Genomic DNA, 11105 nt, shown 5'->3' on the forward strand with positions numbered 1-11105 from the left:
TAGAGTTATCAACAACACCTTTGATAGAATTATCAAAAAATAATCAAGCTTATCTTTTGAAACATCGATACCAACAAACAACATATAAACACAACTTTTCTAACTCTGGGTATATAAGAAAAGAGCCTCGCGATACGTAAGAGATAAAACTCATTCTAGAAATTCAACTTATATACCAAAGTTAGTCAGACTTTTTCAGGCGCTTTAATCGCAAGGAGGGGCAGAATTACTATAGTTAAATATATAACTCAGAGTTAGAATCGTTTTTTTAAAAACAATTATCAAATTTGTTAATTATACGAAAACATTATACACGAGGAGGGATTAGATGTTATGGATTAGGAAAATAGTACAATCATTTATAGAAATTCCCGGATTATTTATAACTTTAATAATATTGTTAAATTTCAAAATAAAAAAACAGAATATTTCTAGAAGAATGATAATATTCACTTCAGTGATTATTTACTTATTATCTATTCAAATAACTTCTAGAATATTGGTATTTCCGCTAGAAGATTCATTTAATACTATAGATTATAATAAAATAGATTATACAATTCCATCTCTAATTGTTGTATTAGGCGGTGGAGTTATACCTAAAACGCCAAATTCACCCCTAATTGGGGAATTATCAGATCAAACATTTAAAAGATTGTTTGTGGGATATGAACTTCATAAAAAAACTAATTTTCCTATAGTTATATCTGGTGGTAAACCTCCTAATACAGATTATATACCTGAAGCTTTTGTTATGAGAGATTATTTAGTAAGATTAGGAGTTTCTCCTTCAAATATTATTATTGAACAAGAAGCTCAAACTACTGAAGAAAATGCAAAATATATAAAAAATTTATTAGATAGTATAAAGATAAACAGAATATTTTTAGTAACTTCTGCTATTCATATGCCGAGATCATATAAAATTTTTTCTAATTATTTATATAATATAGAAATAGTACCAATTCCTTCAAATTATTTAATAACTAGAGAAAAAATTACTTGGATAGATTTCAAACCAGATATTAGCGCCTTAGAAGCTAACGCTATGGCTTTGCATGAATACATTGGATTAATATTTTATTTAATTTTTAAATAAGTAATTTTTTTAGAAAACTTATAATTGTTTTTTTTATTTGTTTAGCGTCTAACTTATCAATCTTAGGACAATTAAAAATCTTTCTGGTATTATGAACATCAAAAAGATAAACAAAAAATAACTCATTAAAACCATGAGACTTAAGAAAAATAAAAATATTCTTAGAATAAATACCAGTAGATTCCAATGCAAAAGCAACGTCCTTGTTTTTGAAAAGAGAAACAATTTTCTCATAACCGTCAATATAGTTATCAACAACACCTTTGATAGAATTATCAAAAAAATAATCAAGCTTATCTTTTGAAACATCGATACCAACAAACAACATAGAAACACAACTTTTCTAACTCTTGGGATATAAGAAAAGAGTCTCGCGATATGTAAAAGATAAAACTAATTCTATCAATTCAACTTATATACCAAAGTTATTCAGACTTTTTCAGGCGCTTTAATCGCAAGGAGGAGCAAATTACAATAATAACTCAGAGTTATAGTCATTTTTTTAAGAATAATTATCAAATTTATTAATTATACGAAAACATTATATACGAGAGGTGAATATTATGAAATGTCATGGATGTGGAATTGATATACAAACAAATAATCCTGAAAAATTAGGATTTTTACCAGAACATATATTTGAAAAGTTTATTGGTAATGAAGAAAACGCATTATGTCAAAGATGCTTTAAACTTCAACATTATGGTGAATTACTACCTATATCTATCAATAAAGATTTTTTTAATCAATTAAAAAGCATATTACATGAATTTGAAACTGTATTATGGGTTATAGATATTATTGATTTTGAAGGTACATATGATAAAGATATATTAAATTTAGTAAAAGATAAAAATCTTTTTTTAATTATTAATAAAGTAGATCTTTTACCTAAAACTGTTCCATTTGTTGAATTAAAGAATTGGGTTTTTGATAGAGTAAAAAATGATTTAAACATAAAAAAAGATAATATTCGCTTAATAAGCGCGAAAAAGAACTTTGGTATAAATAGGTTAACTAAAATATTAAATGAAAATAATATTAAAAAGGCTTTAGTAGTAGGTACAACTAATGTTGGAAAATCATCTCTATTAAATAACCTTACTAATGTAAAAATTACAACAAGCTCTTTCCCAGGTACTACATTGGGAATTGTAAAAAGAAAAATTATTGGAACAGATATTGAATTATATGATACACCTGGAATAGAGACAAAAAAAAGATTTACAGATTTCTTTGATATATATACACAAGTTGAAATGATCCCTAAAAAAACAATAAGTAGGAAAACGTTTAAACCAGATATAGGAAAAGTTGTGTTTGTTAGTTCATTATTTAGATTTAAAATTTTATCTTTAACAAAAGATAATTTAAAGCCAATATTTTTAATATTTGCTCCAGAAAATATTTCATTTCACCAAACAAAAGAAGAAAGAGTAGAAGATCTGCTTAAAAATCATATAGGCGATGTATTATATCCACCATATGAAAAAAACTATCCTTTGGAAATAGAATTTGAAAAAGAAATAATTTCCATCGATGAAAATGATGAACTTGCTATGCCTGGTTTAGGATGGATTTCTGTAAGAAGAGGCCCGTTAAATATTGAAGTAATAAAACCAAAAAATATTGAGTTAGTTATAAGGAAACCTTTAATAACTCCAAAAAGAGGAAATATTTATTAATCGGAGGTGTTAGTATGAAGATCAAAGAACCAGGAATAGTTGTAGGTGTTTCAAACAGACATGTGCATTTATCAAAAGAAGATTTAGAAATTTTATTCGGAAAAGATTATAAATTACATCCTATGAAAGATTTAAAGCAACCAGGTCAATATGCTGCAGAAGAAGTTGTTACATTAGTTGGTCCTAAAGGTTCAATTGAAAGAGTTAGAGTATTAGGACCTGTAAGAAAAGAAACTCAAATTGAAATCTCTCAATCTGACGCTTTCAAATTAGGTGTAAAAGCACCTGTTAGAGATTCAGGAGATTTAGATGGAACTCCAGGTATAAAAATTATTGGTCCAAAAGGTGAAGTTGAAACAAAAAAAGGTTTGATTTTAGCAAAAAGACATATTCATATGCTTCCTGAAGATGCTGAAATATATGGTGTAAAAGATAAAGATTTAGTTTATGTTATTGTAGAAAGCGGCGATAGAAAACTAATTTTTGGAGATGTTTTAGTAAGAGTTAGTCCTAAATATTCTTTAGAATTCCACGTTGATACAGATGAAGCAAATGCTGCTTTAATAAAAACTGGTGACATTGTAAAAATAGCCGAATTATAACTTTAAGTGCTTGATTCCTCGAATCAAGCACTTTTTTCTTTAAGCTCTTGACTAAATAATTATTTTATTGTATAATATATTGGATTTGCAGGTGTAGCTTCAACAGGTTAGAGCGCTGCCTTGGTAAGGCAGAGGTTATGGGTTCGAGTCCCATCACCTGCTCCAGTAACTCCCCGAATTGTCGGGGATTTTATTTTATATAATGGGGGATTTTTATGAAATCTTGGGAATATTACGATAAAATTTCAAATAAATACGATGAGATGTACTCTGATCCTTATTGGCAAATGCACCTTAGAGTTAGCGAAATAATATTATTTGATAATTTGAAAATCAAAAAAGGAAAAGTTTTAGATATTGGAGCCGGCACCGGGTATTGGACAAAAATTTTTTTAGATAAAGGATACTATGTATATGCTTTGGAACCATCAAAAAAAATGTGTAATATCATGAAAGAAAGATTTAAAAATTACGATAATGTTAAAATAATAAATGGATTTGCTGAAAAATTACCTTTCGAAGATGAGAGCATTGATATTGTATTGTCCATGGGAGATGTTTTAAGTTATTCAGAAAACCAAGAAAAGTATATTAAGGAAGTATATAGAATATTAAGAAAATCAGGTTTTTTTATAGGGACAGTTGATAATTTAAATAAATTTATATATGATGCTTTTTTTTCAAAAGATTTTGATATAATAAAAGTAATGGAAAAAAAGAAAAAAGTAAAAGTTGGAATTTCTAATAATTTATCTTTTAATTCAAAATTATATTCTAAAGATGAATTAGAAATTTTTCTTAAAAATTATTTTAATAATATTAAGATATATGGAATTATGGCTTTTCCATGGGAAGATAATTTAGATTTTTCAAATTATTGGGCGAATGTTTTAGAGCTTGAATTAGAATATTCAAAAAAATTCTTTGATATAGCAGAACATTTAATGTATTTGGTTGTGAAATAATGAGTAAATATAAATTGAGAACTTTAAGGGTAGAATCTTTAATTAAATTAGCTCAATCCGGAGATAAAGAAGCAATGAACATGATCATGGTAAAATTTGAGCCCATGATTAAGTCTATTGCTTCAAAATATTATGGTGCGTGGGCCGAATTTCAAGATTTAGTTCAAATTGGTTTTGTTGGATTAATACAAGGTGTTTTTTCATACGACGAAAATAATAATACAAAATTTTCTACATTTGCTTATTTGAATATTTCTTCCGAAATAAAATCCTTTTTAACATATTTAAATAGATTAAAAAATAAAATTTTATCAGATGCCACAAGCATAGAATCAATGTTTGAAGAATATTCTGAAGATTCAGATTATTATTTCGAAGTTCCTTCGGAAACAGATCTTCATCAATCAATAATATATAATTATATTTTTGAAAGATCATTAGAAAAAATGAAAGATGTTGAAAAAGAGATAGTTAAATTATGGTTAGAAAATAGTTCATATGATGAAATTTCAAACATTTTAAATATATCCAAGAAAAAAGTTGACAATACAGTTCAAAAATTTAAAAAAGTTGCAAATTCAGTTATGGATTATGTAAATACTGTTATTTCTATTGGAGGTGAATAATGAGATTAACTAGATTATTATTATATTTAGCAATAATATTATCATTTATATCAATTATTATGTCAATAGGAAGTGAAATAAGATTAAATAAATTTGAAAATTATATGGAAAGCTTATTTAATAGGCAAAACTCGAAAGTGAATGATAGTATTTCTACATTAAATACAAAACTTGAAGAAATAAACAAATATTTTGAACCTAATGGAATTGTAGAAAAATATATAAATTATAAAAGTAATTTAGAAAAACATTTAACTGATTTAGAAAAATTACTAACTTTGGCTACAGAAGATCAAAATGTGGGATATTTTCAATTGTACATTACTGGATCAAGAGAAGTATGGATAGGAATTAAAGATGCAAAAGATACATACCTTTTTCAAGGTATGTTAAAACCAGGATTATCACCATATAAATTTTACTTTTTTAAAAGCCCTTCTGTAAAAACAAACTATACTATAGAAATACCATATAATTCCAAAATTCAAACTGCAAATCCTAATAATATTTATTTTTTAATAGAAGAACCTGGGCAACGAAGATTAAAACAAATGCCAAATTCTAAACTTGAGAATATTTCTGAAGATTTAAATTTGTACATTCCTACTATAAGAGGAGAATAAATTTCACAAACTTTTGGAATTTTTAACAAATTTTGATATAATATATTGAGAAAGTTATCACTTAGGAGGGAAAATCATGGATTTTAATCATATAGATATTGAAAAAAAATGGCAAAAAGAATGGGAAAACAAAGGAGTTTTTAAAACAGAACAAAAGAGCGATAAAGAAAAATATTATGTATTAACTATGTTTCCATATCCTTCAGGCACTATTCACGTTGGGCATGTTAAAAATTATGTTATTGGAGATGTTGTTGCTAGATACAAGAGAATGCAAGGATATAATGTATTACATCCATTCGGGTATGATGCTTTTGGTCTCCCTGCTGAAAATGCAGCAATTAAAAATAATGTAAATCCTGAAGAATGGACATTTAAAAATATTGAAACAATAAGAAACCAAATAAAAAAAATTGGCATTAGTTATGATTGGGATAGAGAAATAGCCACCTGTACAGAAGATTATTATAAATGGACACAATGGATATTTTTAAAATTGTATGAAAAAGGGTTAGCATACAAAAAAAATGCAGCTGTAAACTGGTGTCCAAGCTGTGTTACTGTATTAGCTAACGAACAAGTTGTTAATGGGAAATGCGAAAGATGCGGAACTGAAATTGAAATGAAAAAACTTGAACAATGGTATTTTAAAATAACTGACTATTCTGAAAAATTATTAAATGATTTAGAAAAATTAGAAGGATGGCCAGAAAATGTAAAGACGATGCAAAAAAATTGGATAGGAAAAAGCGTAGGAGCCGAAGTAAACTTTACTATTGAAAATTCAGGAAAAATTTTGACTGTATTTACTACAAGACCAGATACACTATGGGGAGTAACTTTTATGGCATTAGCTCCTGAATCCCCATTAGTTGAGGAATTAACAACACCAGAACAAAAAGAAGAAGTGGAATCATTTTTAAATAGAGTTACCAAAGAAGACAAGTTTAAGAGAGTTGCACAAGGAGCAAAAAAAGATGGTGCATTTACAGGAAGCTATGCAATTAATCCTGTTAATGGGGAAAAAATTCCTATATATGTAGCTAATTATATTTTATTTGAGTATGGAACAGGAGCAATTATGGCTGTTCCAGCACATGATCAAAGAGATTTTGAATTTGCTAAGGAATTTAATTTACCAATTAGAGTTGTAATAAAACCAAAAAACAAAGAATTAGATAATTTAGATGAAGCTTATACAGAAGATGGTGTAATGATAAATTCTGATAAATTTGATGGAATGAATAACCGAGAGGCTTTAGAAAAAATTATAAGCTGGCTAGAAGAAAAAAAATATGGTAAAAAAAGTACTCAATATAAATTGAGAGATTGGTTAATATCAAGGCAAAGATATTGGGGCGCTCCAATTCCAATAATATATTGTGACGAATGCGGAATTGTTCCTGTTCCAGAAAAAGATTTGCCAGTAAAATTACCATCAAATGTTAAATTTGAACCAACTGGTAAAAGCCCATTAACATATACAGAAGAGTTTATTAATACAACTTGTCCGAACTGTGGGAAACCAGCTAAAAGAGAAGTAGATACAATGGATACATTTGTAGATAGTAGTTGGTATTTCTTAAGATATATTAATCCAAAATTAGATAATAAACCATTTGATTCTAACGATGTTAATTACTGGTTACCCGTTGATCAATATATTGGTGGAGTAGAACATGCTATTTTACATTTGTTATACTCTAGATTTATAACTAAAGTATTACATGATTTGGGATATGTGAATTTTTCCGAACCATTTTCTAACTTATTTACACAAGGTATGATTTATAAAAATGGTGCAAAAATGTCCAAATCAAAAGGCAATGTTGTTTCCCCTGATGAAATGATAGAAAAATATGGTGCTGATACATTAAGATTATATATGTTATTTATGGGTCCTCCTGAAAAGGATGCTGAATGGAATGATTCAGGTTTAGAAGGAATAGCTAGATTTATGAATAAAGTTTGGAATTCAATGACAAAAATTATAGAAATTACCAAAGACGTTAATATAAATAATATTCGATTAAATACAAAAGAAGAAAAATCTTTAAGAAGAAAATTACATCAAATAATTGGAAAAATAACAAACGATATTGAGAAAAATTTCCAATTCAATACTGCAATAAGCGGTATGATGGAATTGATTAATGAATTAAACTCATATATGAATAATATAAAGCAAGAGAATTGGAATAAAGAACTATTAAAAGAATTAGCATATGATTTTATTATTTTATTATCCCCTTTCGCTCCACACGTTTCTGAAGAACTATGGCATATGATGGGTTATAAAACATTTGTATTAGATGCAGAATGGCCAAAAGTAGACGAAAATGCTTTAAAAGTAGATGAAATAGAAATAGTAATCCAAATAAATGGTAAAGTAAGATCTAAAATTATTGTTGATGCAAATTTATCCGAAGATGAAATTAAAAAAATCGCATTTGATGATGAAAAAATTCAAAAATATATTAAAGGAGCAGATATTAAAAAAGTAATTCTAATTAAAGGAAAATTACTTAATATAGTTATTAAATAATTGATTGGGGGTAAATTATGAAAAATGTTAAAATTCCTAAACCTACTATCAAAAGACTTGCAATGTATTACAGATGTTTAGAAAACAAAAAATCACAAGGTATTCAAAAAACTTCTTCAAAAGAATTAGCAGAATCTTTAGAAATAAAAGCTAGCCAAATAAGAAAAGATTTATCTTATTTTGGTGAATTTGGAAAGCGTGGAGTAGGATATGATATTAATAAATTAATGGAATCTATAAAAACTATATTAGGTCTTAATAAAAAATGGAATGTTGCTGTTGTAGGAGTAGGTAATTTAGGATCGGCTATTGCTAATTATACTGGATTAGAAAAAAATGGGTTTATAATTAAAGCTGCTTTTGACAAAAACAAATCAAAAATTGGAATGCAAGTAGCTGCTGGTATAATTGTATATGATATGGATGATTTAAAGAAAATTTGTATAGAAAAGAATATAGAAATAGCTATTTTAACTGTTCCTGCAAGCGTTGCTCAACAAGTTACAGATAAATTAATAGAAACTGGAATAAAAGGAATTTTAAATTTTACTCCTACTACTTTAAAAACACCTGAAGATATTTCTGTTGAAAATGTTGATTTCACAATTTCTCTTAAATCTTTAACTTATGATATTGTATCTAATAATAAGAATATATACGAATTTGAAGAATAGCCGGGGTGGCGGAATTGGCAGACGCGTATGACTCAGAATCATATAGGGTTTCCTATGCGGGTTCAAATCCCGTCCCCGGCACCAAAGCCCGCAAATGCGGGTTATTTTTTTGTGAGGTGAGATTATGGGCAAACTATTTATTATCGGAACTCCAATAGGAAATTTAAAAGATATTTCTTTAAGAGCTGTTGAAACTTTAAAAGAATCTGATGTTATATTTGTTGAAGATAAAAGAGTTACTATAAAATTATTAAATAGTTTAGATATTGGAAAAAAAGAACTATTCACATTTAGTGAATACAATGCAAATAAAGTCTTAAATACTGCAATAAATATTGTTAAAGAAAAAAACATCTGTTCTCTTGTTAGTGATGCAGGAATGCCAGTTATCTCAGATCCTGGTTATCAACTAATAAATAAATGCTGGCAAGAAGGTATAGAATTAGATATTATTCCTGGACCTAATGCTCCTGCATCTGCTATAGCTTTAAGTGGATTTCCTGGATCAAAATACATGTTTCACGGTTTTTTGCCTAGAGGTAAAAATAAAAGAAGAGTATTAAGAAGCATAAAAGAATTAGATATTTTATTTGTATTTTTTGAATCTCCGCAAAGATTAACTAACACTTTAAAAGAAATATTAGAAATAATTGGTAATAGGGAGATTTTTATTGCAAGAGAAATGACAAAACTACATCAAGAATTATTTAGAGGAAAGGTATTAGAAGCTATAAAATATTTTTCTGATAAAAAAGTAATGGGTGAAATTACCGTTGTATTATCAGGGAGAGATAATGTAAATGAAAAGCTTTAATGATTTATTAGATTTATTAGAATGGATATCTATTGAACTTGAAAAAACAAAATTATTTGATGAACCAGTAGAATTTATAGGTGACATTTCTAAAGCAAAAAAGAGTAGTAATGGAGATCTATTTATTGAAGTATCTCAAAGAAATAAAAATGGGAAAACTTATAAAATAAATATTTTTTTATCAAGATATTATATAAAAACTCTTTTAAATAATTTGGGATTAAAAAATGAAAAAGAATTAGAAAATAAAAGTTGGAAGATTTTAGGAAAAATATCTTTTTGGCCTTCATCTTCTAGTATTGCCATAACATTAAAATCACTATTACCTCTGGGAGATTCAAAATTAGAAAAACGAAAAAAAGAAATTTTAAATAAATTAAAATTAGAAGGATTATTAAGAACCGTTGAAAATAAACTTGAATATTTAGAACCTATAAGAAAAATTGCAGTTATTTCTTCAGAAACAGCTGCTGGATATGGTGATTTTATAAAAAACATCAATAAATTAAAAAACACTCCTGTTATACATTTATACCAATCTCCGATGCAAGGAGTAGAAGTTCCTATTGGGGTTAGTAAAGCTCTGAAATTAATAATTGAATCAAAAATTGATTATGATATTATCGTTCTAATTAGAGGCGGCGGTGCTCAATCAGATTTAATGTATTTTGATGATTATCATCTAGCTAAAAATATTGCATGGGTTTCTAGAAATAAAATTCCTGTTTTAACAGGAATAGGACATGAACAAGATATTACAATTCCAGACTTTGTTTCTTTTATGCGTTTTTCAACCCCAACAGAGGTAGCAAGAGCAATAGTTAATCAAATTGAAACTTTTAATAACGCTATAAATGATTCATTTCAAAATCTAGTTTATATTATAAATAATAATTTCTCATATGCTGAAATATATACAAATAATATATTAAATAGTATAAGCTCGTTAATTGAACAATATTTTCAAAAAGAAAATAATAATATATTTAATTATTATAAATCATTATATAAAGCAACCGAATTACTTGATTCTAAAGAATATATTTTGAATAAAGAATTTAAATTTTTTGATTTTATATCCCAATATATTATAAATAAAATATCTGAAGAAAACAAAAAAATTGATACTATTGAAGATAACTTAAAAAATAATTACAATTTATTAGAGTTTAATTCTTTACAAAATTTAAATGATTTATATATCAAAATTACTCAAAATAGTCCTTTTAGTTCTTTTTTAAGTCGCGGAGCTGTACTGGTACAAAATTCAAAAATAATTGATAGCGTATATAATTTAGATAAAAATATTGATTTGGAAATAAAATTAAAAGATGGAGAAGTATTAAGTAATATTAAGGAAATAAAATATTATAAGTCTCCGGTATTAAGTCAAGAGGAAAATAAAAAAACAATAAAAATTAATAAAGAATTAAAATAGAGAGTATTTAGAATAAAAAAGAGTAAAACAAATA

Annotated in this window: 11 protein-coding genes and 2 tRNA genes; 12 read left to right on the top strand and 1 reads right to left on the bottom strand. The window is 26.6% G+C overall.

What is annotated here, in order from left to right; translation table 11 throughout:
• Positions 1–328: 328 nt before the first annotated feature.
• Complete coding sequence (locus AS160_RS09270; RefSeq protein ID WP_165148079.1) at positions 329–1099, top strand: YdcF family protein; 771 nt, start codon at positions 329–331, stop codon at positions 1097–1099.
• Here AS160_RS09270 and AS160_RS09275 read toward each other — a convergent pair.
• Positions 1092–1427 (bottom strand): IS110 family transposase, encoded by a 336-nt coding sequence (locus AS160_RS09275; protein ID WP_165148082.1) that lies wholly within the window; start codon positions 1425–1427, stop codon positions 1092–1094. The two genes, AS160_RS09270 and AS160_RS09275, sit on opposite strands and share 8 nt — an antisense overlap.
• Before the next feature lie 235 nt (positions 1428–1662).
• Between AS160_RS09275 and yqeH the strand changes: the two genes are divergently transcribed.
• The 11 genes from yqeH to xseA all read left to right on the top strand — a co-directional run bounded on the left by yqeH (position 1663) and on the right by xseA (position 11071).
• The gene (gene yqeH / locus AS160_RS09280; protein WP_165148085.1) at positions 1663–2784 is read left to right on the top strand and encodes a ribosome biogenesis GTPase YqeH; all 1122 of its coding nucleotides are present in this window, start codon (positions 1663–1665) and stop codon (positions 2782–2784) included.
• A 14-nt stretch (positions 2785–2798) separates the two neighbouring features.
• The gene (locus AS160_RS09285; protein WP_165148088.1) at positions 2799–3386 is read left to right on the top strand and encodes a phosphate propanoyltransferase; all 588 of its coding nucleotides are present in this window, start codon (positions 2799–2801) and stop codon (positions 3384–3386) included.
• A gap of 87 nt (positions 3387–3473) precedes the next feature.
• Positions 3474–3551, top strand: a tRNA-Thr gene (locus tag AS160_RS09290).
• A gap of 50 nt (positions 3552–3601) precedes the next feature.
• Complete coding sequence (locus AS160_RS09295; protein ID WP_165148091.1) at positions 3602–4351, top strand: class I SAM-dependent methyltransferase; 750 nt, start codon at positions 3602–3604, stop codon at positions 4349–4351.
• Positions 4351–4977, top strand: a complete 627-nt coding sequence (locus tag AS160_RS09300; protein ID WP_165148094.1) for a sigma-70 family RNA polymerase sigma factor — start codon at positions 4351–4353, stop codon at positions 4975–4977. The genes AS160_RS09295 and AS160_RS09300 overlap by 1 nt, the downstream gene beginning before the upstream one ends.
• A complete protein-coding gene (locus tag AS160_RS09305) occupies positions 4977–5600 on the top strand; it encodes a hypothetical protein (RefSeq protein ID WP_165148097.1) in 624 nt (207 codons plus the stop codon). The genes AS160_RS09300 and AS160_RS09305 overlap by 1 nt, the downstream gene beginning before the upstream one ends.
• A 76-nt stretch (positions 5601–5676) precedes the next feature.
• A complete protein-coding gene (leuS, locus tag AS160_RS09310) occupies positions 5677–8145 on the top strand; it encodes a leucine--tRNA ligase (protein ID WP_165148100.1) in 2469 nt (822 codons plus the stop codon).
• A gap of 17 nt (positions 8146–8162) precedes the next feature.
• Positions 8163–8819 carry a redox-sensing transcriptional repressor Rex gene (locus tag AS160_RS09315; RefSeq protein WP_165148103.1) on the top strand — a complete coding sequence of 219 codons (657 nt, stop codon included), beginning with the start codon at positions 8163–8165 and terminating at the stop codon, positions 8817–8819.
• A tRNA-Leu gene (locus tag AS160_RS09320) sits at positions 8819–8903 on the top strand. Before AS160_RS09315 ends, AS160_RS09320 begins: the two co-directional genes overlap by 1 nt.
• A 40-nt stretch (positions 8904–8943) precedes the next feature.
• Positions 8944–9633: a 16S rRNA (cytidine(1402)-2'-O)-methyltransferase gene (gene rsmI, locus AS160_RS09325; protein WP_165148106.1), complete on the top strand. Its 690-nt coding sequence runs from the start codon at positions 8944–8946 to the stop codon at positions 9631–9633.
• A complete protein-coding gene (gene xseA / locus AS160_RS09330; protein ID WP_165148109.1) occupies positions 9620–11071 on the top strand; it encodes an exodeoxyribonuclease VII large subunit in 1452 nt (483 codons plus the stop codon). The genes rsmI and xseA overlap by 14 nt, the downstream gene beginning before the upstream one ends.
• Positions 11072–11105 lie beyond the last annotated feature (34 nt).

The sequence above is a fragment of the Marinitoga sp. 38H-ov genome (assembly GCF_011057715.1).
Taxonomy (GTDB): Bacteria; Thermotogota; Thermotogae; order Petrotogales; family Petrotogaceae; genus Marinitoga.

What these genes read in the sequence shown, in the direction of transcription:
- yqeH (WP_165148085.1), top strand. Translation starts at nt 1,663, where the DNA reads ATGAAATGTCATGGATGTGGAATTGATATACAAACAAATAATCCTGAA.
- AS160_RS09305 (WP_165148097.1), top strand. Translation starts at nt 4,977, where the DNA reads ATGAGATTAACTAGATTATTATTATATTTAGCAATAATATTATCATTT.
- leuS (WP_165148100.1), top strand. Translation starts at nt 5,677, where the DNA reads ATGGATTTTAATCATATAGATATTGAAAAAAAATGGCAAAAAGAATGG.
- xseA (WP_165148109.1), top strand. Translation starts at nt 9,620, where the DNA reads ATGAAAAGCTTTAATGATTTATTAGATTTATTAGAATGGATATCTATT.
- AS160_RS09300 (WP_165148094.1), top strand. Translation starts at nt 4,351, where the DNA reads ATGAGTAAATATAAATTGAGAACTTTAAGGGTAGAATCTTTAATTAAA.
- AS160_RS09295 (WP_165148091.1), top strand. Translation starts at nt 3,602, where the DNA reads ATGAAATCTTGGGAATATTACGATAAAATTTCAAATAAATACGATGAG.
- AS160_RS09275 (WP_165148082.1), bottom strand. Translation starts at nt 1,427, where the DNA reads ATGTTGTTTGTTGGTATCGATGTTTCAAAAGATAAGCTTGATTATTTT.
- rsmI (WP_165148106.1), top strand. Translation starts at nt 8,944, where the DNA reads ATGGGCAAACTATTTATTATCGGAACTCCAATAGGAAATTTAAAAGAT.
- AS160_RS09315 (WP_165148103.1), top strand. Translation starts at nt 8,163, where the DNA reads ATGAAAAATGTTAAAATTCCTAAACCTACTATCAAAAGACTTGCAATG.
- AS160_RS09270 (WP_165148079.1), top strand. Translation starts at nt 329, where the DNA reads ATGTTATGGATTAGGAAAATAGTACAATCATTTATAGAAATTCCCGGA.
- AS160_RS09285 (WP_165148088.1), top strand. Translation starts at nt 2,799, where the DNA reads ATGAAGATCAAAGAACCAGGAATAGTTGTAGGTGTTTCAAACAGACAT.